The following is a 23134-nucleotide window of genomic DNA, read 5'->3' on the forward strand; positions in this document are numbered from 1 at the left end:
CATCGCCCGGTGGGCGATGTCTCTCGAAAGCTGCGTTCCTCGCTTTCTCGCGAACCAGAGGGTTAAAGCCCTCTCCGAGGGTGCCAATTTAAAACCCCCTCAGGCAAAGCCTGAGGGGGTTTTAAATTGGTAGCCGAGGAGGGACTTGAACCCCCGACACGCGGATTATGATTCCGCTGCTCTAACCAGCTGAGCTACTCGGCCACAGAGTAGGAATAGCGTATGTATTCTGCGGGTTCCGTAAGCGCCGGAACGGGGCGGTTTTTACGTCAGGGAACCGCCCCCGTCAAGCGCCTTTTTGGTGTTTTGCGGAAAAAAGATATCCGCAAAACCGGCAGGTGAGCAAATGCCCCGCCTGCCCGCCTTATTGATGATCAAGCCGCCGATCAGGCCGCCGTCGGTGCATGTGCTGCCAGAAGTTCCTGACGGGTGATCCAGCCGCCGCCCATTACCCGGTCGCCAGAATAGAAGACGCCCGCCTGCCCCGGTGCGATGCCGAACTGCGGGTCGTGCAGTTCGATGCGGGCAGCACCCGGCCCTTCGGGGTAGATGGTGGCCGGGGCCGGTGCCATGGCGGAGCGGAGTTTGACCTCGACCTCGACCCCGTTCGGGTCAATCGCATCGCCATCAAGCCAGTTCAGTTCCTTGACATAGACCATCTGGATCGCAAGGGCCGATTTCGGGCCGACCACCACCTGCCGCGTTTCGGGCAGGAGTTTGACGACATAAAGCGGTTCTGCGGTGCCACCGATGTTCAGACCGCGCCGCTGGCCGATGGTGTAATGGATCAGGCCGCGATGATCGCCCAGCACATTGCCATCAAGATCAACGATCTGGCCCGGTTCACCGGCTTCGGGGCGGAGCTTTTCGACCAGACGGGCGTATTTGCCATCCGGGACAAAGCAGATGTCCTGACTGTCGGGCTTATCAGCGACTTCAAGGCCGAATTTGGCGGCAAGCGCACGGGTTTCGGCCTTGCTCATCAGATGGCCCAGCGGGAAGCGCAGGAAATCGAGCTGTTCCTGTGTGGTGGTGAACAGGAAATAGCTTTGGTCACGATTGGGATCGGCCGCGCGGTGCAGTTCGGCATGGCCGTTGGCACCGAGTTTACGCTGCACATAATGGCCCGTCGCCATGCAATCCGCGCCAAGGTCATGTGCGGTTTCCAAGAGATCGCGGAATTTGACCGTCTGATTGCATTTCACACACGGGATCGGGGTTTCGCCGCGCATATAGCTGTCGGCAAAATCATCGATCACTTCTTCGCGGAAGCGTGATTCGTAATCGAGCACGTAATAGGGAATGTCGATATCCTCGGCCACCTTGCGCGCATCATAGATATCGCGCCCGGCACAGCAGGATTTGGCGCGTGACGGTGCATTGGCACCCATATCGTAAAGCTGAAGGGTAATGCCGACCACGTCATAGCCTTCGGACTTCAGAAGGGCCGCGACGGCGGAGCTATCGACCCCGCCCGACATGGCAACAACCACGCGGGTATCTTTTGGGGCTTTGTCAAAGCCAAGAGAGTTCATTTTTCCCACCCATCCGCGGGTCAAGGCCGCGGCGACAAGAAGTTGATGTAAAATAGCGGCAGACCGAGACCAGTATCGGCGTCCGGTCCATGATCCCTGCCCCGCGTCATTCCCGCGAAGGCGGGAATCCAGCCCTATCCGATATGCCGCGACGTGCGGCAAGATGGATTCCGGGTCTGCGCTTCGCTTCGCCCGGAATGACGGGAGGAGCAAAGCGGGAAGAGATCAACAAACCGGGCGGTTTTAACCAGCCCAGAAAGCATGTTCGCACTCATATAAGGCATCTGCGCCTATTTTGCCAGATCAAGCCCCATCTGCCAGAAATCGGCTTCAAGGCGGCTTGCCTTGGCGAAGATTTCCGTGAGGCCCGCGATCCTTGCATCACCCCCGCGGGTTTGCGCGGTATGTTCCAGAAGATCAATCTCGGCCTTTGCCACGTCCTGGAATTCGGTCGAGGCATACATCTCGATCCAGGGGCGGTACGGATTTCCGTCCAGCCTTGTATCAGAACTTGCCATCAGGCGGTTTGCGATTTCGGCATAGCCAACCATACAGGGCATCAGGGCGACCTGAAGATCAACCACATCACCACGCAGGCCGCAATCGAGCACATAACGGGTATAGGTGATGCAGGCACGCGCCTCGGGCTCTGCCACGATGTCGGCCTCAGACAGGCCCCAGCCTTTGCAGAAGTCGAGATGCAGGCTCATTTCCATATCAAGGATCGCATGGACCGTGCCGGAAAACTGGCGCATGGCGTGCAGATCATCCGCCTTATAGGTTGCCAGCGCATAGGCACGGGCAAACTGGATCAGGAACAGGTAATCCTGAATGAGGTAGTGCTTAAAGGCGGCCTCTGGCAGGGTTCCGTTGCCAAGCTGTTTGACGAAGTCGTGGCAGACATAGCTTTGCCATGCATCGGGGGCGTTGGCGCGTAGACGGCCAAACAGGCTTTGGGTCGGGATGATATCGGTGAAGGTGTCGGTCATGGTTGTCAAAGCCCTGCCCGTGGTGATGTCGAAATACGGATAAAACAAAGCCAGCCTGCGGAAGGGTCCGGGCTGGCTTGTATCGATGCGGGTTCTGCTGTCTGGATTCCCGCTTTCGCGGGAATGACGTGTCAGCAGATGACCCACGTCCTAATCGTCGCGTTCATCGATCCATGCCATCTGGATGGCTTCGAGGATCTTCTCGTTCGATTTCGCGGGATCGTCGTCGAAGCCGTCAAGTTCACAGATCCATTTATGCAGATCGGTATACCGCAGATTGACGTTATCCTTGTCGGGATGGGCTTCTTCAAGCTCGATCGCGATATCCTGAATATCTGTCCAGCGCATGGGTGTCCCCCTTTTGGCTTGGGCGGAATTTCGGTGTTACTTGTCGACCATCATGTTGCGCGTGGCAGACGGCAGCATGACGCGCAGGCCGTCGAGCTCGTCGCTCATGATGATCTGGCAGCCAAGGCGCGAGGTCTCGGTCAGGCCGAATGCGAGGTCAAGCATGTCTTCCTCGTCTTCGCTTGGCTCGTCGAGCTTGTCAAACCAGCTATCGTCAACAACGACATGGCAGGTCGAGCAAGCCAGCGATCCTTCGCAGGCACCTTCAAGGTCGATGCCATTCTTGTGGGCAGCTTCCAGAACGGACAGACCGTCGGCAACGTCAAATTCCTTTTCGGTGCCATCGGGTTCAACAAAAACGATCTTAGGCATCTGTGCCTTTCTCCTCGGTAATACTTTTTCGTTCGATCTCTGGTCCGACCTGACCTTGGCGGTTGCACGGGACAATCGCCGCAGTTGGCCGGTTTGTCAATTATGTCTGACCTCTAATTCACCTGATCGACATTGCGACCGGCAAGGGCCTGACGGATGCGGGCGTCCATACGGGCCTCGGCAAAGGGACGCGATGCGTCTTCCAGGGCCTCGGCCTGTTCGTTGATAAGGTCGCGATCCTCGCCCGACATGGCGGCTTCGAGTTTGGCAATCGCGGCTGCAATATTGTCTTCGTCCTCTGGCGTCAGAAGGGCACGGTCGGCATTGATCGCGGCCTGCACGGCCAGAACGTTGCGGCGTGCCTCGACCCGTGCCTCGGTCAGGAGGCGCATTTCCATATCCTCGCGGGCATGAACCATGCTTTCGCGCAGCATGTTTGCCATATCGATTTCATTGATGCCATAGGTCGGCTTGACCGCGACTTCCTGTTCGGTGCCCGTCGTTTCCTCGCGCGCTGAAACAGTCAGAAGACCATCGGCATCGACATTGAACGTTACCTTGATGCGCGCGGCGCCAGCCGCCATTGACGGAATACCGGTCAATGCGAAGCGTGCAAGGGAGCGGCACTGATCGACCATTTCGCGTTCGCCCTGCACCACATGGATCATCATGGCCGACTGACCATCCTGATAGGTGGTGAATTCCTGTGCCTTGGCGACCGGGATCGGGGTGTTGCGGTCAATGACCTTTTCGACAATCCCGCCCATGGTCTCAAGGCCGAGCGACAGGGGCGTGACGTCGAGCAGAAGGTTGTCCGAGCCGCCCGTCAGGGCCTCTGCCTGCAAGGCAGCACCTAGGGCGACGACTTCGTCCGGGTCGATATCGGAAAGCGGGTCCTGTTCGAACAGACCGGCGACGGCACGACGCACGGCGGGCACACGGGTGGAGCCGCCGACCAGTACGACACCCTTGACGTCATCGGCCAGAATATCGGCGTCATCAAGGACCTGTTCGGTGATCGCAATCGTGCGCGATACCAGTTTGGCAATCATCGCATCAAACGCGGCACGGGTGACGGTGTGGGTGGTTTCCGCGCCGCCAAGCGAGACGGTGACACTGGTTTCATCGGCATCGGTAAGCGCCTCTTTGACCTTGCGGGCGGTTTTAAGCAGGCGTTTGGCATCCGATGCATCAAGATCATCGGTGGTGCCGCCACTTTTACGTTCCGCCAGAAGATGTTCGGCAATGGCGTGATCGAAATCATCACCGCCAAGTGCGGCATCCCCGCCGGTTGCCTTCACCTGGAAGACGCCCTTTTGCATTTTAAGCAGGGAAATATCGAACGTGCCGCCGCCAAGGTCGTAGACGGCATAAAGCCCTTCGGCGCCGTTATCAAGGCCATAGGCAAGGGCGGCCGCGGTTGGCTCGTTCACCAGACGCAGGACTTCGATCCCGGCCAGACGGGCGGCGTCCTTGGTCGCGGTGCGTGCGCCATCATCGAAATAGGCCGGAACGGTGATGACCGCCTTTTCGACCGGCTTGCCAAGGCTTTCCTCGGCGCGTGCGCGCAGGGCACGCAGGATATCGGCGGAAACCTCGACCGGGGTCAGGACGCGGTCGCCGACATTGAGCCGCACCATCATCGGTTCACCCGATTGGGCGGCATCTTCGGACGGGACTTCGACATGATAGGGCAGCGTGCCGGCAATCGATTTGACATCGGCAATGCCGCGGCCCATCAGGCGTTTGACCGACGATACGACGCGATTGGCATTGTCGTTGATCTGATCACGGGCGGCCTCGCCCACCACGGGATCAGCCCCCGCGCCGTAATAGACGACAGACGGCACGATGGCATTGCCGCCGGATGTATCGCGGAGCACTTCGGGTTTTTCATCGTTCGAGATCGCGACGACGGAGTTCGTCGTGCCCAGATCAATACCAACCGCAAGCTGGCGTTCATCTTCGTGGGGCAGCGGCGTCTGGCCCGGTTCGTGGATCTTTAGCAAAGCCATGAATTCTATCCGTTCTTTTTAAATGATCAGGCGGCGGCAAGACGCGATTTCTTCGCGCGCGCTTCCTCGGTCATTTTCATCAGGTATCTCAGCCGGGTTGTCAGTTTTCTGGCCCGGTCATATGCGTTCTGGTCAAGTGCGTCGGCAACGTCCTGTTCACACGCACGGGCGGCCTTGCGGGTATCCTTGATCATGGCGTCAATCGTGCCACGATCTTCGGCATCATGCAGGGCTTCGCGCATTTCCATGGCTTCCATCAGAAGCTCCGGATCGTTGACCGTGTGTCCCTCGCCGCCTTCGGGTTCGTGACCGGCCAGACGCAGAAGATATTCAGCCCGCGCGACCGGGTTTTTAAGGGTTTCGAACGCGCCATTCAGGGTTGCCGCCTGCTGCGAGGATAATGCCTGTTCACGGGCGGATTTCGATGCGAAGCGGTCGGGATGGAGCAGTTGCTGCTGCTTAAGGTACGTTGCCTCTATCGCATCGACATCGATGATGAAGGTGCGTTCCAGACCAAAGCGCGTGAAATGGTCAAGCTGGCCGGGGGGCTGAATGGCATTGCAGGTATCGCAAAACAGGGAAGTTGCCTCCACCGGGCCCTTGCAGGACCAGCAGACTTTATGCTGCGGCTGTTCTGCGGTGCGCGTTTCTGAGGTACCGGTGTTGCTCACGCTATGCACTTTCAAGATTTAAAAACAAATGACAGAACGACAAAATAGCGACGACCGGGGCTGCTTTCAGTCGATGGCCCCGGTGATCGGAACGTCCATCAGAACATCCATCACCGGGGCCATGACCAATCAAGAAAGCGGGGAAAACCCGGCAGACCGTCAGACGTGGAAGGATTCCCCGCAGCCGCAACGCCCCTTTTCATTGGGGTTACGGAACACGAAACCTTCTTCCAGACTGGTGACCTCGTAATCCATCTCGGTGCCAAGCACGAACATGATGGCCTTGGGGTCAATCAGAAGCTTAACGCCGTCCTCAAGCTCGACGACTTCTTCGAAGCCCGATGCATCGTCTGCATATTCAAGCGTGTAGGACAGACCCGAGCACCCTTTGCTGCGCACGCCAAGGCGGATGCCTTCGGACGGTTTGCCGCGGCTATCAAGCAACGCCTTGATATGAACAAGCGCCTCCGGGGTGACACTGATCGGGGACGGTAATGCCATAGTCTTCTCCTGAATTCCCGAAAACGACAGGGTCGTGAAGCTGCTTATTCAGCAGCTTCGACTTCGCCCTGACCGTTTTTGGTTTTGTAGTCGGCGATCGCTGCCTTGATGGCATCTTCTGCCAGGATCGAGCAGTGAATTTTCACCGGCGGCAGAGCCAGTTCTTCGGCGATCTGCGAGTTCTTGATCGAACCGGCTTCGTCAAGCGACTTGCCCTTGACCCATTCGGTGATCAGCGAGCTTGACGCAATGGCCGAGCCGCAACCGAAGGTCTTGAACTTTGCATCCTCGATGATCCCGTCTGCGGTCACCTTGATCTGCAGTTTCATGACGTCGCCACAGGCCGGTGCGCCGACCAGACCGGTACCGACAGACGTTTCATTTTTGTCCATCGAACCGACATTGCGCGGGTTTTCGTAATGGTCGATCAGCTTTTCACTATAAGCCATGGTAAAGGTCCTCCTAAAAGTCCTGTTTCTCTCTCACGAGAAGGAATAGTTCGTTACGCTTAGTGTTCGGCCCATTCGATCGACTTGATGTCGATGCCTTCCTGGGCCATTTCCCAAAGCGGGCTCATTTCACGCAGGCGTTCGACCGCGACACAGATTGAATCAATCGCCTGATCGAGCTCTTCGCGGGTGGTATAGCGACCGATGCCGATACGAAGCGAGGTATGGGCGAGTTCTTCGTCAACACCCAGCGCACGCAGAACGTATGACGGTTCCAGCGATGCCGAGGTGCAGGCCGAACCGGACGACACCGCAATGTTCTTGATATCCATCAGAAGGCTTTCGCCTTCGACATAGGCAAAGGAAACATTGAGGTTGCCGGCAACGCGCTGCGTTTCATCACCGTTCAGGTAGATGTCGGCAAGGCGGTCACGGAAACGCTTCATGGTGTAGTCCCGCAGCTCCATGATGCGGGCATTTTCTTCGGCCATTTCGTTCATGGCGATGTCGCATGCCTTGCCCAGACCGACGATCAGCGGGGTCGGCAGCGTACCGGAACGCATGCCGCGTTCCTGACCACCACCGGTGATCTGTGCGATGACGCGAACGCGCGGACGACGGCGGACATAAAGCGCACCAATGCCTTTCGGGCCATAAATCTTGTGGCCGGAAATCGACATCAGGTCGATTTTCATCTCGTCAACGTCGAGCGGAATCTTGCCAACCGCCTGTGCGCAATCGGTGTGGAAGAACACACCACGCTCGCGGCAGATTTCGCCGATTTCCTTCAGCGGCTGGATCACGCCGATTTCGTTGTTGACCGCCATGACGGACACAATCGCGGTTTCGTCGGTGATCGCGGCTTTAAGCTGTTCAAGGTCGATCAGGCCGTTATCCTTGACGCCAAGATAGGTGACTTTGAAACCTTCCTGTTCAAGGTGACGGGCACTGTCGAGCACGCATTTATGCTCGGTCACGACCGTGATCAGGTGCGGCTTTTTCTTGCCGTAGAACTTCATCACGCCTTTGAGCGCAAGGTTGTTCGACTCAGTCGCACCCGAGGTGAAAATGATCTCTTTGGACGAGGCACCAATGATCTTGGCGACCTGGTCACGTGCGACCTCGACCGCATCTTCCGCTTCCCAGCCAAAGCTGTGGTTGCGCGAATGCGGGTTACCGAACTTCTCGGTGAAGTACGGCAGCATGGCTTCCACCACGCGCGGATCGGTCGGCGTCGTTGCCTGGTAATCCAGATAGATCGGCTTTGCTTTAAGCTCGTTCATAGTTAAGGCTTCCTCACTCACTCTTTGTCAGGCAGCGTGGCGCGCACTTTTCTTACGCACTGCATTGCCCCGCATCCGGCTCCAAACGCGGATAAATGTATCAATCTCGTCATCGGTGGTTCCCAGTCCCAGACTGACCCTTATGGCCGATCCGGCATCCGTAACCCCCATTTCCTTCAATACGTGGCTTTCACGTACCTTGCCTGATGAACAGGCTGATCCCGAACTGATCGCAATCCCTGCAAGATCCATGGCCATCACCTGGGTTTCCCCCGGCATGCCCGGCAGGATCAGGCAACTGGTATTGACCAGTCGATCCGTTCCTTTTCCGGCGATCAGAAGTTCGGGGGCTTCTGATGCCAAAACCGTTTCCAGACGATCACGCAGATCGCGGATATCGTCCATTTTCGACCGGGTGGCCTCGCACCGTTCGGCCGCAGCGCCAAAGCCCGCGATCCCGATGGTGTTTTCCGTACCACCCCGTCGGTATTTTTCCTGCCCGCCGCCGCGGATTTGCGGCACCAGCATCACACCGGGCGCAATCGCCAGGGCACCAACCCCTTTGGGGCCGCCGATCTTGTGGGCCGAAATCGACACCATATCGACCAGAAGCTGGCCCATATCGACCGGCATGCGGCCCAATGCCTGAACGGCATCACAATGGACCTTTGCACCATATTCGCGCGCCAGCAGGCCGACTTTCGCCACCGGCTGAATGACGCCGGTTTCATTGTTGGCCAGCATCACCGAAACCAGAACTTTTTCACCGGCATCAGATGCGGCTTGCAGCATGGTTTCAAGAGCGGCCAGATCAATGACGCCATTGGCATCAACCGGGATGCGTTTCGCATCAGACCGGGCTTCGATCACCGAGGGATGTTCGACCGCACTGGTAAATACGGTGACATCCTCAAGCCCGTTCAGGGCCAGATTGTTGGCTTCGGTGCCGCCGCTTGTGAAAATCACGCGTTCGGCGTCACCACCAACCAGATCGGCAATCCTGCGCCGGGCATGATCGACGACCTTGCGGGCCGCACGACCGGATGCATGAACCGATGACGGGTTACCCGCGATTTCCATCGCCACAAGCATCGCCTGCCGTGCTTCGTGGCACAGTGGCGCGCTGGCGTTGTAATCAAGGTAAACCGGGTTGGTCATCAGTTTAAAATCATCCTTATTCGCATCTGCTTATTCTGCCCTCGATATAGAGGACAAGTTACTGGGCTGCAACCTGGCTCGGCTCTTTGATTTTCGTGGTGCGCGGTTCGAACATCCGGGTCGATCCGGAAACACGGCGATCCACAACGTCGGCCAGACTGACAGAGGCCAGATAAAGATAAATCTGGTTGCCAAGTTCTTCCCACAATTCATGGGTCAGACACCGGCCCTGATTGGCCTTGCAGCCCTTTGGCGATCCCGATTTGCACCGGGTTGCACGGATCGGCTCGTCCACGGCCAGGATCACATCGGCAATCCGGGTATCCTCGGCGGTGCGGGCCAGCAGATAACCGCCACCCGGACCCCGCACGGAACGGACAAGCCCGCCCTTGCGCAATTTGCCAAAAAGCTGTTCCAGATAGGACAGGGATATTTCCTGACGGTCCGCAATATCGGCAAGCGCGACCGGCCGGTCCCTGCTGCTATCAGCGAGATCGACCATCGCCATCACGGCATAGCGGCCTTTTGTACTCAGCTTCACGGTTCGTCCTCCTACCTGTGGATCAGACCCCGAACTGTCGGGAAATGATCACAAGCTCTGTATTTCCTTATTATGGGCGATCAACATGTCTATTTGATGCCCGAACCTGTCTCCACCCGATCAGGGCGGTTACAAATATTACTCTGATGCCGCGACAATCCGCGGCTTTGCCGGTTTATCCGCACCGGCAGCAGTGCCCGCCTTGTCGGCTTCGAGGGCGGCAACCTGATTGCGCAGCGTCTGGACTTCGCGTCCGAGTTCTTCAAGAGCGCGGGCAACCGGATCGGGCAGATCGCCCAGCGGCGTGCCATAGGCACAGAAACGATCATCTTTTTCCCGACGTACGATGCGGGCGGGAATCCCGACCACGGTCGCACCTTCGGGGACTTCGGACAGCACGACGGCATTGCCGCCAACACGCGCATTCTTGCGCACGATGAAGGGGCCAAGGATTTGCGCGCCGGAACCGACAATCACACCATCCTCAAGGGTCGGGTGACGTTTCAGCCCGCGTTGGCCGTCGCTGTTGACACTGGGTGACGTCCCGCCAAGGGTAACGCCCTGATAAAGAGTGACATCATCACCGATCTCGGACGTTTCGCCGATCACGACACCCATGCCATGATCGATAAAGAACCGTTTGCCAATCTTCGCACCGGGATGAATTTCAATCCCGGTCAACCAGCGCAAAATCTGCGACAGGAAGCGTGCGGTTATGCGAAAACCGCGCTTCCACAGCCAGTTTGTGCCGCGATATCCCATGATGGCATGGAACGCCGGATAACAGAGCGCGATCTCCAGGCGGGAGCGTGCCGCAGGATCGCGGGCAATCATCGCGTCTATTTCCTGACGAATTATCTTGAACATCGGGCTGTCCACTGTGTAATTAGTAGCTTCGATTCCCGGCAGCCGACATCGTTGCCCGCAGCGCGAACCGCGCAAAACGGACAGCAATGATGCCATCGGATTAGCCGGAATATAGGATAACCGAGTAACCTGGTCAAGTATTTGCCCAAAGCAATTTATGCAAAAGAACGAAAAAACCTACAAAAATACTCGGATATATTTTTCACTCACCCCATTCCATTCGTGGACAGGAGCAGTCTGATCCATGCCTGAGGTCATTTTTAACGGCCCCGAAGGCCGCCTTGAAGGTCGCTATCACCATAATGGCGCGGACGATTCGCCCATTGCGCTTATTCTTCATCCGCACCCCCAGCAGGGCGGCACGATGAACAACAAGCTGTGCTTTAACATGTTCAACATGTTCAAGGATCGCGGCTATTCGGTCATGCGGTTCAACTTCCGCGGTGTCGGACGTTCGCAGGGCGTCTATGATCAGGGGATCGGCGAATTGTCGGATGCGGCATCCGCCCTTGACTGGATGCAGACCTATAACGCCAATGCGCGTGCAACCTGGGTTGCGGGTTATTCGTTCGGTTCCTGGATCGGCATGCAGCTTTTGATGCGCCGTCCGGAAATCGACGGCTTTATTTCGGTTTCCGCCCCGGCCAGTGAATATGATTTCACCTTCCTGGCCCCCTGCCCGTCATCGGGCATCATGATCCACGGGTCGCATGACACCAATATCCCGCTGGCATCGGTCAACAAGCTTGCAGACAAGCTGAATGCCCAGAAGGGCATTGAAGTCGATATGTGCGTCATCGAAGGTGCCGATCATTACTTTGCCAAGCAGCAGGACGACGTGATCAAGAAAACGGTCGCCTATCTGGACAAGCGTAGCGCGTAAGCCTTTGTGACTTAAAAAAAGCAGGACTAAAGATGAAGCGAACACTCGCCATTCTTGGAATCATGAGTCTTTCAGCTTGTGCCCCACCGGTGGCGGATCTTTATTTGCAAGTCACAACACAACCGCAACTGATTGCACAAACAGAAAAAGATGCAGTGTCGCGAGCCGAACCAAAGTCGATGAAAGAAGGCTTTTTTCCTCGTTACCACGAAATCAGTGCGCAATCTCCAATCATCCAGCGTGACGGATATCTTTCAAATTACGAGGTATTTAAAGCCAACTTTGAAGCCGGTCAAAACATCATGATGTTTGTAGCATCACAGTGTGATTGCCTTGGATTTGATAAGCGCGTACTGGTGCCCGACATCAGCTTTTTAGATGAGAAAGGTGAACCAGAGAATGCAACAGTCGAAGGTGTCAGCCTTGGGCTAAACTTCTTCGTCACGCTTCGAACAAACATTGAGAGAGACGGAAACTACTATCTACTCGTTGGCGCAAATAATGCCAGTGTAGGTAAAGAAGCACCTAACAAAAATGCTACCGCCCCTCTCTATAGTGGGCAGTCTGCATCTCTCTCAACGTCAACGACACCGAATCCATTCGGGGAAGTCTCCGTTACCTACTTTATCGATGACTGACTCTTCAGCAAAAAGGCCGCCGGATCAGGCGGCCTTTTTGCTGTGATAGAGTTTTCCGCCCCGGCACGGTTCCGGTACACCGGTTGTCCCCGGAAAGCTTAGCGGCAGATCGCACAGGTGGCGTACCGCCAGATAACCGAAACATTCGGCTTCAACGGCATCGCCATCCCAATCAAGTTCATCGACGGATCGCACCGGGACACCGAGCCGGATATTTAGCTGTTCCATCAGATAATCATTGTGCCGCCCGCCCCCGCAGACAAACCATTGCAGGGGGGCTGCGGGCAGATGATTAACGCCTGCAACAATCGCCGCCACCGTGCATTGCGCCAGTGTTGCCGCCCCGTCGGCAACGCCCAGCTTTGCCTCCGCCACCAATCCATCAATGCGGAATGCCATATCTTCGCGATCCAGCGATTTTGGGGGGATGCGGTCGAAATACGGGTCTTCGAGAAATTTGACTTCGATCATCGGGTCCGGCAGGCCGGATGCGGCGGTTGCACCGTTGAGATCAACCGGATTGCCGGTATGGCGCAACATCCAGTCATCGATGCGCGCATTGCCCGGACCGCAATCAAAAGCCAGCAGTTCTTCATCCGGGCCGATCCAAGTCACATTGGAAACCCCACCGATATTGAGAACCGCAACGGGCATTTCGACACCGGTACTTTTCATAAGAGCCGCATGATAAACCGGGGCCAAAGGCGCGCCCTCGCCCCCGGCGGCAACATCGGCCAACCTGAAATCGGCGACCACCGGAATGCCGGTTTTTTCCGCCAGCATATCGGGGGTTCCGATCTGGCGGGTAATCCCCGATGCCGGTTCATGAAACACGGTCTGGCCGTGAAAGCCGATCACACCGATTTCGGTGGGGGAAATTTCGGCGCGTGCCAGAAGCATGTTAACGGCATCAACATGCACCAGCGTCAGATCGTCGGCCACGACATGTTCGGTATTGGTGGCACTGCGATTGCCAAAGCAGGCGCGCATGCGTTCGCGCAATTCGGGGCTGTAAGGCACGAAAACGGCATGACCGGTGCGCCGGACGTCAACCCCGTCGGTTTCGATCAACGCGGCATCCACCCCGTCAAGGGATGTGCCGCTCATCATGCCGATGGCCTTGATCCAGTTCTTTTGCGCGTTTACCACCGCCATTATACTCACTTTAATTGCAGTTCTAAATTATCGTCTATCAGGCGGCATAAAGAATAGCGCGCCCACAGCGTCAAATCCACATCTGTACAAACTACGGAATTCCCGTATAATGAACTTTGAATGGGACACAGAGAAAGACGCCCGCAACCGCCAGAAACATGGCATAGGCTTTGATTATGCCTGCTATATTTTTGCTGATCCTAATCGTCTGGAACACGCGCAGTCCCGCAATGGCGAAGACAGATGGAAAATATTGGGGCAGATCGAAAATGGCGTATTCGTCGTCATTACGCATGACAGAGTGACACGCGAGGGCATTGAAGTCATCCGGATCATCTCGGCACGCAAGGCAACCAGCTATGAACGACACTATTACTTCAAAAACCGTTCTCAATTTTGAAAAACCGCCGAAACTGTCGCGTGATGACAGAGCGCGTCTTGATGCCATGGACGATAACGTCATCGCGCAGGCAGCAAGTGATGATCCCGACAATCCTGTGCTGACATATGACGAGTTACAGGAATTTCGTCCTGTCTCGGACGCCAGAGAAGTAAGGCTGAAGCTAAAACTGACGCAGGAAGCGTTTGCAAAACGTTTTCACATTCCGGTCGGAACGCTGCGTGACTGGGAACAGCATCGAACAGAACCCGACACAACAGCACGCAGTTTGATCAAACTGATAAGCGTTGCGCCGGACCTTGTCGAAAGCGTCCTTGCGCAGGATAAATCCCCTCAGAACACATAACCCAACGTCGCCACGGGTTACATGGATCGAGCGCGTTGCCCTGCCGGGGAAGAATGTGCTAGATCATCGCGTCCGCACATCAAGCGGTTCGCATTTTCTATCACAACCAACATAGCGCAAAAACCATGACTGAACTGAAGTCTGATTTTCTCCGCGTCATGAATGACCGCGGTTACATCCACCAATGTACTGATCTTGAAGGGCTTGATGCCTATGCGTCAGAAAAAAAGGTGGTGTGCTATGTGGGCTATGATTGCACCGCAGACAGCCTTCATGTCGGATCGCTTGTTTCGATCATGATGCTGCGCTGGTTGCAGAAAACCGGCCACAAGCCGATTGTTTTGATGGGCGGCGGCACAACCCGCGTTGGTGATCCGACCGGCCGTGATGATGCCCGCCCGGTTCTGACCGATGAAATCATTGCCGCCAACATGGCCGGGATTAAAAAGGTCTTTCAGCAGTTCCTGACATTCGGCGATGGCCCGACCGATGCGGTCATGGTCAACAATGCCGACTGGCTGGACAAGATCAATTACATCGAATTCCTGCGCGATTTCGGGCGTCATTTCTCGGTCAACCGGATGCTGAGTTTTGATTCCGTCAAGCTGCGTCTGGAACGTGAACAGTCGCTGAGCTTCCTTGAATTCAACTACATGATCCTGCAGGCCTATGACTTTGTCGAATTGCAACGCAAATATGGCTGCGTCCTTCAGATGGGCGGTTCGGACCAGTGGGGCAATATCGTCAATGGTGTCGAGCTTGGCCGTCGTGTTGATGACAGTACGCTGTTTGGCCTGACCACGCCGCTTATGACCACCGCATCGGGTGCCAAGATGGGCAAGACCGCATCGGGTGCGGTGTGGCTGAACGAGGAACGCCTGTCGGCGTATGATTATTACCAGTTCTGGCGCAACAGCGAAGATGCCGACGTCATCAAGTTCATGCGCCTGTTTACCGAGCTGTCGCTTGAACAGATCGAAGAATACGCAAAGCTTGAAGGTTCGGATATCAATGAAGCCAAAAAGGTTTTGGCGTTCGAAGCCGTCAAACTTTGCCGTGGTGAAGAAGCCGCCCTTGCGGCAGCGGAAACCGCGCGCAAGACCTTTGAGGAAGGCGTTCTGGCCGACGATCTGCCGACCGTTGAAATTCCGAAATCGGAAATCGATGCGGGCATCGCGGCATTTGATCTGTTCCGCCGTGCCGATCTTGCCAAATCGGGCGGTGAAGCGCGCCGCCTGATCAAGGGGGGTGGTGCCAAGATCAATGACGAGAAAGTCGATGATGAAAACATCACCATTGGCGGCGATGCCATCAATGCCGATGGTGTCATCAAGCTTTCGGCGGGCAAGAAACGCCACGTACTGATCAAGCCGGTTTGATCGGGCTATCCGGTTTTATCGGATGAGAAATCAAAGGCCCCGGGCATGCGTCCGGGGCCTTTATCTTATCCCGGTTCAGCGCCGGTAATCAGATTGCGGAACACGCCTGGCACAAAGGTCGATAACGGGTTGACCGTGACATCGGGGTCCTCAAGCGCGCCTTCGATGGTGTAGGTCGGGGCGAAAATGCCGCCGCCTTCCTCGCCCACCAGCAAATCCCCCAGAAGCGGGATTGCGCCAAGGGCAGAATTCAGCGCATAGATCGGCACAATCGAGCCTGCCAGCCGGATTTCGGATTTTGCCAGATCAATGGACCCATTGCTGGTGACGCCAACTGCCGATCCGTTGGCGGCAAATTTGCTGAGTGAGAGCACATCATTGGCATAGGTGAAATCGCCATTCAGTTCCGAAAACGCGATGCCATTCCCGCCCAGCACATCGGCAAGCCCGGTCAGGGATGCCGCACCAAGCACACGGGCGGCAAGCGGTGCGTTAACTGCACGGAAGGCGGTAATATTGACCTTGCCGGTAAAGGGTTGCGACCATGTACTGTCATCGACCGTGCCCTCGATGGTCAGTGCCCCGCCCAGCAGGTTTTCATAAAGGTCCACCGCCCGCAGGAATTTGCCCGCGTCATCGCTGGTCAGGCGAACGTTACGCGTTTTCGGGTCCGTGCGCTCGACCTGGGCAAAGACATTGGCCCGATCCCCCATCGTTCCGTTCAGGACCAGACCATCCCATTCGTCGCCAACAACATGAATGGACCCGTCAATGTCATCAACCAATTCACCATTGGCCATGATCAGCTGATCGATTGACAGAAAGATATCGGTCCGCCCGCCGGTGCGGGAGGCATTTTGTCCGATGCCGCCGCTATTGGGGCTTTCGACGGGGCCGGGTTCACGCGGGGCATCGTCATCACCAACAAGCCACGGCTGGGCATCGGCCTGCCGGGCGGTGATTTCAACCTCGCGATTGTCGCCGAGCTGGTTCAGCAGGACCGATGCATCGCGCAGGACAGGGCGATCCCCCTTGATCAAAAAGTCGGCTGCTTCGAGGCGAATATTCATCGCGTCGAAATCACCCGCGGAATTCGTGGATTTTTCCGAATTTTCCTTCGGGTCATCCTCGATAAACGGGCGCAGATCGAACTGCTTGGCCTTGAGGTCAACGAGGATCTTGTCCGCCTGATCAACCGTGATCGCGCCGGAAACCGCGAGGTTTTCACGGAACCGCGTATCGGTCAGGTTAACGGTGAATTTGTCGGCGATCGGGCTGTCGCCGCGCCAGCGCCCCTTGGCCTTTGCCACCAGTTCCGGTGCCATCAGATCAAAGGAACGTACTTCGCCCGCCCCATTGGCCTTGACCGTAAGGTCGAATGCCAGACTGGAATCCTGCCCCGGTGTTTTGCGATAATCGACCATATCAAGGACGATTTCGGTCGCTGTCAGGCTGGTTTGCGCCTTGATAGCAACATCGTTGCTGCGCAGATGTTCGATCGTGACCTTGCCGGTGGCAACCCCGGTCAGATAAGGGTCTGCTGCAAATCCGACCTGTTCGAGCATTGCGAGATCAAGATCGCCGTCAAGATCGTAATGGCTGATCACCGGCGTATCGTCGGCAAAGCTTTCGATCCATTTGATGTCAGTCCGGCCCTTGCCAATTGCAGCCTCGCCCGAAAGTTCCAGCCCCTTGGTATTGACCTGCAATTCAAAGGTGCCGTCGGAAATATCAAGATCGCGAAATGCATTGCTGATCGCGGCCTTTTCAATGCGCGATGCGGCTGCGACTTCGACATCGTCAAAAGACAGGTCCTTGCGCAAAGGAAAACGCAGTTTCACACGAGTTGCCTGTTCGCCTTCGACCTGTGCAGGATCAATCCCAAGCTCTGTTGCAAAGCCAAGCGGCTCTTTATCGATCATCGATAGTGCATTTTGGGCCCCGCCATGGGCAACAATCTCGAAATCAGCCATTTCGATGTCGGTATCAAGCTGCGAGAAAACAAGCGTTGCCTCATCCACGACAATGCCGTCGGCTTCGCCTTCATCGACAAAAATGTTGAAGCTGGTCGCATCGAATTCGGCCCGCCCGCCAGCGCCCAGAACCGGCGGCATATCGCCAAGGTAATGCACGGTAACGCCGGTCATGTTCATTTCGCCGTCCAGATGATCGACAACGATATTGCCGGTTTCGTCCTGATGCAGTCTGGTGCGCAGTTCGGCCTGATGGACGATCCCCTCGGACAGGTTTTCAACCACCCAGGTGCGCGCATTGTCGCCGATGGTTTCCGGCCACAATTGCGGCAGGTCATTGGTCCGTACATCGGTCGCCGTCGCGGTGATATCGATGGCCCATTGGCCAAGCGGGTTTAACGCCTGCCCTTTTAGAACAGCCGCGGTTTCGCCTGCCTCTATCCGGACGTCATCAAAGCTTAGCCGTCCGGGCACAAAGCTTAACCCCACCTTGCCACCGGTTACGTGATAGGCCCCGACCATTGGTGCGGGAAGATCGACCCGGCCCACACCAAGGGCAAAATCCGTTCCCAGTTCGATCACACTGCCATCCGCGCCAAGCTTTGCCGTGACCCGGCCCGATACCGGCACATTGACCCCGGCCAGATCGATAAACATGTCCGAGATGCTGGTCAGGTTCGACGGGATGACTTCGCCGATATCGGCCACCATGTCGATTTCCTCGACCCGGCTGTCATATTCGGCAGTCACATTCATGACGGTCGAAACCAGTCCGGCATTGACCTGCAGTGTGGCATCGGCATGGATACCCATCGGTTTGCGCGACAGTCTGATATCTGCCGACGGTGCGGCCCAGACGATATCAAGCGCCTCGTCCCATACTTGAAGATCCGCGCCAGACACCCCGAAGCTTTCGAAATAGGCGGCAGCCGGAAAATCGGCCATCTCGCCCGACAGGATCGCGACAATTTCGCGCATCGCCGCACTGCCGTCGCGAATGCCACGTTGCGCATCACTAAGCGATTGATCGGGTTCGGTCCGGGTGCCTTCCGGTGTCGAAGGCAGCGGCATATTCACGCCCGGCTGTTCGGCAGTGGTGCCAGCATCATCGCCCGATGCAGGGACGTCCGATGCCGGGTCGCCCGGATTGTTTTGTGCCGGTTGCGGCCTTGTTTCCGGTTCGGGGGATGGCGAGATTTCAGGCGAGATTTCAGGCGGGGTTTCTGCCGGAGTTTCTGCCGGGGCTTCGGTTTCAACCTGCCCTTCGGGGTTATAGCCGATATCGATCTGGCCGTTGGCGCGCCGGACCAGACGCAATTTCGGTGCGATCAGGTTCAGTTCGCGCAGGGCCAGAACCCCGTCAAAAAGTGCGCGGCTGGAAAACACAACATCGGCCTCGGGGACATGCAGCATTTCACTGCCTGCCCCGTCGCGCACCGAGACATCCTGAAGACGGATATCAAACCGTTCTTCCCAGCCGCGCCAGAACAGCACCATGTCACCGACAGCGAATTTGGTATCGCCGCTGCTTTCATTCAGTTCGGCAACGACATAAGGCACAAGACGATGCAGGGAAACCGGGCCTTGCGAGATGCGCCAGACCAGAACGCCCGTGAAAACGCCGACAAACAGGATCACGGCCGCAAGAAACAGCCCACACCAGCCGGTAAATATTTTGATGCGACGCACCTGCCTAATGATCCCGAATTTGCGATGCCATGAATGACATTTCCAACCAATGTAATAACGCGGTCAAACCAATGATGTTTCCCGGCCAGCGAAAAACCCAATAAATGTAAACTGATACTGTTTCCCTGTCCCCTTTTTGGTATCGTCGGGGCAAAGGAAACCTTTCCGTGTCATGTCGCGCGCGTGCCCGGATGCCGGAGATATCCTGCTTTGCGTCACGAAGCCAAGGGATAGCCCGGTTTTACGTCCAAGAGCAACAACAAGAGCAACACAAGGAAAGCAAAAAAGTGTCTCTTTCCTGGATTACGCCAGATCTGCCGAAACCCTTCGATACCGATCGTTGCAATAACGGTTTCGAAAGATGGTCCGCCCTTGCCGATCGCCCCGCTTTCGAGCATCTGGCACAACAGATTGGCGATATTGCGGCCAACAAACCGAAACGCGACGTTTTGGCCGCGATGTTTGGCAACAGTCCGTATCTTGGCAATCTGTGTCTGCGCGATCCCGATATCATCTGTCTGGTGTTCGATCAGGGGCTTGACGCCGCGTTTGACGCGGCCCTTGATCCGGTGCGCAAAAGTTCCGATGCCGCCCAGACCGATCAGGCGACAACCATGATGATGGTGCGCAAGGCAAAACGCCGGGCGGCCCTTGTGATTGCGATTGCCGATATCTGCAAGGCGTGGTCGCTTGATAAAATCACCGGTGCCATCAGCACCACAGCCGAAGTGACCCTTGAATTCGCACTGGCCCATTGCCTTTCGGCGACGGCAAAGCTGCGCAAATTCAATCTGCCCCATCCCGACGATCCGCTGCGCGATTGCGGAATCTTTGCGATTGGCATGGGCAAGCTGGGTGCCAAAGAGCTTAACTATTCATCCGATATCGACCTGATTTTCCTTTATGACCACGAGGTCGTCACCTATAACGACCATGATCGCCTGCAACAGGATCTTGTGCGTATGGTGCGTGACGTAACCCGCATCATGGAAGAACGCACCGGCGACGGATATGTTTTCCGAACCGATCTGCGCCTGCGCCCCGATCCGGCATCCACCCCGCCGATCCTGTCGATGCTAGCGGCTGAAACCTATTACGAGACGGTGGGCCAGAATTGGGAACGTGCGGCCATGATAAAGGCACGTATCGTTGCAGGCGATAAAAAATCAGGGGATATATTCCTTGAAATATTGCGCCCATATGTGTGGCGCAAGCATCTTGATTTTCTGGCGATCCAGGATATTCATTCGATCAAGCGCCAGATCAACGCCCATAAAGGCGGCAGCAAGGTCGTCATTCCCGGCCATAACATCAAGCTTGGCCGGGGCGGCATTCGCGAGATCGAATTTTTCGCCCAGACCCAGCAACTGATCTGGGGCGGGCGCGCCGTCGCGCTTCGATGCAAGGCGACCTGTGATGCGCTTCGCGAGCTGACCAAGTTCGGGCAGGTTTCCGAACAGGTTCGCGATGAAATGCTGGCGGCTTATGCGTTTTTGCGCACGGTCGAACATCGTTTGCAGATGACGAACGACCATCAGACCCAGACCCTGCCCGAAACCGAGGAAGGGCTGAATGCGCTTTCGACCTTCCTTGGCTATGACACGCTTGACGGTTTCAAGGCCGATCTTTTGCATCATCTGCGCAAGGTCGAAAGCAATTATGCCGAATTGTTTGAAGATGATATTCCGCTGGCGGCGTCCGACGGCAATCTTGTCTTTACCGGAACAGAAGACGATCCCGAAACAATTGAAAATTTGCGCCAGATGGGGTTCGAGAACCCGACCAATGTATCGGTCACGGTGCGGGGTTGGCATCACGGGCGGTATCGCGCCACCCGGTCGCGACGTGCGCGTGAAATCCTGACCGAACTGATGCCGACCCTGTTAAAGGCATTGTCGCAAACCACCAATCCGGACATGGCATTTCGGGCGTTTGACGAATTCCTGAAAGGTCTGCCGGCGGGGGTTCAGCTTTTCTCGCTGGTGACGGCGAACCCGGAATTGCTGGAACTTCTGGCACAGATCGCAGGCACCGCCCCGCGCATGGCCAAGTATCTCGGGCGCAATGCCGGGGTGCTTGATTATGTCCTGATGTCGGGTTTCCATGACGAACTGCCCGATGCCGATACGATGCTTGATGAACTTAACAGTCGGCTTGCGCGCGAGGATATGGTCGAAGACTGGCTTGATACCGCGCGGCGCTGGGCGAATGATCAGAAATTCCGCATTGATGTCCAGACGATCCAGAACCGCCATACCCCGCATCAGGCAGGCCGGGCATTGGCCGATGTTGCCGATGTTGCCATTCGGGCCCTTTTCCCGCGCATTGCCGATGATTTTGCGCAGAAGCATGGCAAGTTTGATGACGGTGGGCTTGCCGTTTTTGCGCTTGGCAAACATGGCGGGCAGGAACTTTCGCCCGGTTCCGATCTTGATATGATCTTTGTCTATGAGGTGCCCGAGGATGCCGAGGAATCAAATGGCGAAAAACCGCTTAGCCCCGGCCATTATTACATCCGGCTAAGCCAGCGTTACATCAACGCCCTTTCGGCACCGACGGCCGAGGGGGTCCTGTTTGAAACCGACCTTCGCCTGCGCCCCAGCGGCAACAAGGGACCGCTTGCCACCCATTTCAAAAGTTTCGAGGCCTATCAGCTTAACGAAGCCTGGACGTGGGAGCATATGGCACTGACCCGGTTGCGTCCGGTTTATGGGCCGCAAACCCTGTGTGACAGGGTGATGGAAACCACCAATTCGGTCTTGCAGAAAAAACGCAATCCCGATGATCTGCTGCGCGACGTTTATGACATGCGCAACCGCATGGATGCCGGCAAGGGGGACAATCACCCATGGGCGATCAAGATGCGGCGCGGCGGGCTGGTTGATCTGGAATTCATTGCGCAATATCTGCAACTGGCGCATGCCCATACGCACCCTGAAATACTGTCACCGACCACGCGCGAGGTGTTCAAAAACCTTGGCAGTGCGGGCATTCTGGAGGCTGAGGAAGCCACATTCCTTGCCAATGCCGGGTCGTTCTGGCTTGCGTTGCAGGCGATCTTGCGCCTGACAATCGAGGGGCCGTTTGAACCCCAGAATGCCAGCACCGATTTGCGGCGCATGCTGGCGCGGGCCGGGCAGTGCGATGATTTCGATGCGCTTCAGGTCAAGCTTGACGAAACCGCAACGCGGATCAAGGCCGTCTATGACCGGCTGATCACCGAACCGGCAGAAAAACTTCCGCCGCGTTCGGAATGACCAGAGTGATCCGGATGAATTGGCAATGCTTATAAGGCTTTGTAATTTGGTACGCAGATATTGGCGAAACTTCCTGACATGGCTTTCCGAAGCCGGTCAGGGACATGAAACTTTGAACAAGGATAAAGAAATGACCCTTGATGTTGGTGACAAGGCCCCCGATTTCGACCTGCCGACCGATGGCGCCGGTTCGGTGAAACTATCGGACCTTCGGGGCAAACCGGTGGTGATCTATTTCTATCCCAAGGACATGACACCGGGCTGCACGACGGAATCCTGCGAGTTTCGCGATGCCGAACCCGATTTCAGTGCGGTCAATGCCCAGATCATCGGCATTTCCAAGGACAGTGCGGATCGCCATGACAAGTTCAAGGCCAAACATGATCTGAACTTTATCCTTGCATCGGATGAAAACAGCACGACATGCGAGGATTACGGTACATGGACCGAAAAAAGCATGTATGGCAAAAAATTCATGGGGATCGAGCGCAGCACCTTTGTCATTGATGGCGATGGCGTGATCCGAAATGTCTGGCGCAAGGTAAAGGTCAAGAACCACGTCGCCGAGGTTCTTGCCGCCGTCAAGGCGTTATAATTTCCAGCCCTGCCCTTACGAACAGGACCGGTCGGATGAAAATCCGGCCGGTTTTGCATTTTTTGTAACGGTTAAAAGAAGATAGTTTTC

The 23134-nt window shown here is 56.3% G+C and carries 21 protein-coding genes and 1 tRNA gene; 7 read left to right on the top strand and 15 right to left on the bottom strand.

Going from position 1 to position 23134, the window contains the following annotated elements:
• Positions 1-127: 127 nt before the first annotated feature.
• The 13 genes from LG297_RS13190 to cysE form a co-directional block, all read right to left on the bottom strand.
• Positions 128-204: transfer RNA gene (locus LG297_RS13190), tRNA-Met, on the bottom strand.
• Positions 205-386: 182 nt separating this feature from the next.
• Positions 387-1535, bottom strand: a complete 1149-nt coding sequence (gene mnmA / locus LG297_RS13195) for a tRNA 2-thiouridine(34) synthase MnmA (protein ID WP_404420953.1) — start codon at positions 1533-1535, stop codon at positions 387-389.
• A gap of 290 nt (positions 1536-1825) precedes the next feature.
• Positions 1826-2524, bottom strand: coding sequence for a thiaminase II (tenA, locus tag LG297_RS13200; protein ID WP_404420955.1), 699 nt, complete (start codon positions 2522-2524; stop codon positions 1826-1828).
• A gap of 150 nt (positions 2525-2674) precedes the next feature.
• Positions 2675-2872, bottom strand: a complete 198-nt coding sequence (iscX, locus tag LG297_RS13205; protein ID WP_007091921.1) for a Fe-S cluster assembly protein IscX — start codon at positions 2870-2872, stop codon at positions 2675-2677.
• 36 nt (positions 2873-2908) lie between these two features.
• On the bottom strand, positions 2909-3244 hold the full coding sequence (locus tag LG297_RS13210; protein WP_062952122.1) for a ferredoxin family 2Fe-2S iron-sulfur cluster binding protein: 336 nt from the start codon (positions 3242-3244) through the stop codon (positions 2909-2911).
• A 113-nt stretch (positions 3245-3357) separates the two neighbouring features.
• Positions 3358-5259 (bottom strand): Fe-S protein assembly chaperone HscA, encoded by a 1902-nt coding sequence (hscA, locus tag LG297_RS13215; protein WP_404420958.1) that lies wholly within the window; start codon positions 5257-5259, stop codon positions 3358-3360.
• Positions 5260-5285: 26 nt separating this feature from the next.
• Positions 5286-5930: a Fe-S protein assembly co-chaperone HscB gene (gene hscB, locus LG297_RS13220; protein ID WP_404420960.1), complete on the bottom strand. Its 645-nt coding sequence runs from the start codon at positions 5928-5930 to the stop codon at positions 5286-5288.
• Between the two features lie 159 nt (positions 5931-6089).
• On the bottom strand, positions 6090-6431 hold the full coding sequence (locus tag LG297_RS13225) for an iron-sulfur cluster assembly accessory protein (protein WP_007091925.1): 342 nt from the start codon (positions 6429-6431) through the stop codon (positions 6090-6092).
• 44 nt (positions 6432-6475) lie between these two features.
• A complete protein-coding gene (gene iscU, locus LG297_RS13230) occupies positions 6476-6880 on the bottom strand; it encodes a Fe-S cluster assembly scaffold IscU (RefSeq protein WP_007091926.1) in 405 nt (134 codons plus the stop codon).
• A 59-nt stretch (positions 6881-6939) separates the two neighbouring features.
• Entirely contained in the window at positions 6940-8163 is a 1224-nt protein-coding gene (locus LG297_RS13235) for an IscS subfamily cysteine desulfurase (protein ID WP_404420963.1), read from the bottom strand.
• Positions 8164-8190: 27 nt separating this feature from the next.
• Positions 8191-9321 carry a cysteine desulfurase family protein gene (locus LG297_RS13240; RefSeq protein ID WP_404420965.1) on the bottom strand — a complete coding sequence of 377 codons (1131 nt, stop codon included), beginning with the start codon at positions 9319-9321 and terminating at the stop codon, positions 8191-8193.
• A 58-nt stretch (positions 9322-9379) separates the two neighbouring features.
• Positions 9380-9862 carry an Rrf2 family transcriptional regulator gene (locus tag LG297_RS13245; protein WP_404420967.1) on the bottom strand — a complete coding sequence of 161 codons (483 nt, stop codon included), beginning with the start codon at positions 9860-9862 and terminating at the stop codon, positions 9380-9382.
• Between the two features lie 138 nt (positions 9863-10000).
• Entirely contained in the window at positions 10001-10729 is a 729-nt protein-coding gene (gene cysE, locus LG297_RS13250) for a serine O-acetyltransferase (RefSeq protein ID WP_404420969.1), read from the bottom strand.
• A gap of 244 nt (positions 10730-10973) precedes the next feature.
• On the opposite strand from cysE, the gene LG297_RS13255 reads away from it, so the two are divergent.
• Complete coding sequence (locus tag LG297_RS13255) at positions 10974-11612, top strand: alpha/beta hydrolase (protein ID WP_404420971.1); 639 nt, start codon at positions 10974-10976, stop codon at positions 11610-11612.
• Positions 11613-11644: 32 nt separating this feature from the next.
• On the top strand, positions 11645-12250 hold the full coding sequence (locus tag LG297_RS13260) for a hypothetical protein (RefSeq protein ID WP_404420973.1): 606 nt from the start codon (positions 11645-11647) through the stop codon (positions 12248-12250).
• Between the two features lie 24 nt (positions 12251-12274).
• On the opposite strand, the gene LG297_RS13265 is transcribed toward LG297_RS13260, so the two are convergent.
• Positions 12275-13405 (bottom strand): anhydro-N-acetylmuramic acid kinase, encoded by a 1131-nt coding sequence (locus LG297_RS13265; RefSeq protein ID WP_404420975.1) that lies wholly within the window; start codon positions 13403-13405, stop codon positions 12275-12277.
• Between the two features lie 109 nt (positions 13406-13514).
• Here LG297_RS13265 and LG297_RS13270 point away from each other — a divergent pair, with 109 nt between their 5' ends.
• From LG297_RS13270 to tyrS, 3 genes are all read left to right on the top strand, one after another.
• Positions 13515-13805, top strand: a complete 291-nt coding sequence (locus LG297_RS13270; protein ID WP_404420977.1) for a BrnT family toxin — start codon at positions 13515-13517, stop codon at positions 13803-13805.
• Positions 13765-14151, top strand: coding sequence for a helix-turn-helix domain-containing protein (locus LG297_RS13275; protein WP_404420979.1), 387 nt, complete (start codon positions 13765-13767; stop codon positions 14149-14151). The genes LG297_RS13270 and LG297_RS13275 overlap by 41 nt, the downstream gene beginning before the upstream one ends.
• A gap of 125 nt (positions 14152-14276) precedes the next feature.
• Positions 14277-15530: a tyrosine--tRNA ligase gene (gene tyrS, locus LG297_RS13280; protein ID WP_404420981.1), complete on the top strand. Its 1254-nt coding sequence runs from the start codon at positions 14277-14279 to the stop codon at positions 15528-15530.
• A gap of 65 nt (positions 15531-15595) precedes the next feature.
• Here tyrS and LG297_RS13285 read toward each other — a convergent pair whose 3' ends face one another.
• Positions 15596-19192 (bottom strand): AsmA-like C-terminal domain-containing protein, encoded by a 3597-nt coding sequence (locus LG297_RS13285; protein ID WP_404420983.1) that lies wholly within the window; start codon positions 19190-19192, stop codon positions 15596-15598.
• A 287-nt stretch (positions 19193-19479) separates the two neighbouring features.
• On the opposite strand from LG297_RS13285, the gene LG297_RS13290 reads away from it, so the two are divergent.
• A complete protein-coding gene (locus tag LG297_RS13290) occupies positions 19480-22449 on the top strand; it encodes a bifunctional [glutamine synthetase] adenylyltransferase/[glutamine synthetase]-adenylyl-L-tyrosine phosphorylase (protein ID WP_404420985.1) in 2970 nt (989 codons plus the stop codon).
• A 130-nt stretch (positions 22450-22579) separates the two neighbouring features.
• Positions 22580-23044, top strand: a complete 465-nt coding sequence (gene bcp / locus LG297_RS13295) for a thioredoxin-dependent thiol peroxidase (RefSeq protein ID WP_404420987.1) — start codon at positions 22580-22582, stop codon at positions 23042-23044.
• The last annotated feature ends 90 nt before the right edge of the window (positions 23045-23134 follow it).

It is taken from the genome of Thalassospira australica, assembly GCF_044790785.1.
In the GTDB taxonomy this organism is placed as follows: Bacteria; Pseudomonadota; Alphaproteobacteria; order Rhodospirillales; family Thalassospiraceae; genus Thalassospira; species Thalassospira australica_A.

Coding starts and splice junctions, on each gene's coding strand:
- LG297_RS13260 (WP_404420973.1), top strand. CDS start 11,645: ATGAAGCGAACACTCGCCATTCTTGGAATCATGAGTCTTTCAGCTTGT.
- tyrS (WP_404420981.1), top strand. CDS start 14,277: ATGACTGAACTGAAGTCTGATTTTCTCCGCGTCATGAATGACCGCGGT.
- LG297_RS13275 (WP_404420979.1), top strand. CDS start 13,765: ATGAACGACACTATTACTTCAAAAACCGTTCTCAATTTTGAAAAACCG.
- iscU (WP_007091926.1), bottom strand. CDS start 6,880: ATGGCTTATAGTGAAAAGCTGATCGACCATTACGAAAACCCGCGCAAT.
- LG297_RS13240 (WP_404420965.1), bottom strand. CDS start 9,321: ATGACCAACCCGGTTTACCTTGATTACAACGCCAGCGCGCCACTGTGC.
- LG297_RS13210 (WP_062952122.1), bottom strand. CDS start 3,244: ATGCCTAAGATCGTTTTTGTTGAACCCGATGGCACCGAAAAGGAATTT.
- mnmA (WP_404420953.1), bottom strand. CDS start 1,535: ATGAACTCTCTTGGCTTTGACAAAGCCCCAAAAGATACCCGCGTGGTT.
- LG297_RS13235 (WP_404420963.1), bottom strand. CDS start 8,163: ATGAACGAGCTTAAAGCAAAGCCGATCTATCTGGATTACCAGGCAACG.
- LG297_RS13255 (WP_404420971.1), top strand. CDS start 10,974: ATGCCTGAGGTCATTTTTAACGGCCCCGAAGGCCGCCTTGAAGGTCGC.
- hscA (WP_404420958.1), bottom strand. CDS start 5,259: ATGGCTTTGCTAAAGATCCACGAACCGGGCCAGACGCCGCTGCCCCAC.
- tenA (WP_404420955.1), bottom strand. CDS start 2,524: ATGACCGACACCTTCACCGATATCATCCCGACCCAAAGCCTGTTTGGC.
- cysE (WP_404420969.1), bottom strand. CDS start 10,729: ATGTTCAAGATAATTCGTCAGGAAATAGACGCGATGATTGCCCGCGAT.
- LG297_RS13265 (WP_404420975.1), bottom strand. CDS start 13,405: ATGGCGGTGGTAAACGCGCAAAAGAACTGGATCAAGGCCATCGGCATG.
- LG297_RS13270 (WP_404420977.1), top strand. CDS start 13,515: ATGAACTTTGAATGGGACACAGAGAAAGACGCCCGCAACCGCCAGAAA.
- LG297_RS13225 (WP_007091925.1), bottom strand. CDS start 6,431: ATGGCATTACCGTCCCCGATCAGTGTCACCCCGGAGGCGCTTGTTCAT.
- iscX (WP_007091921.1), bottom strand. CDS start 2,872: ATGCGCTGGACAGATATTCAGGATATCGCGATCGAGCTTGAAGAAGCC.
- bcp (WP_404420987.1), top strand. CDS start 22,580: ATGACCCTTGATGTTGGTGACAAGGCCCCCGATTTCGACCTGCCGACC.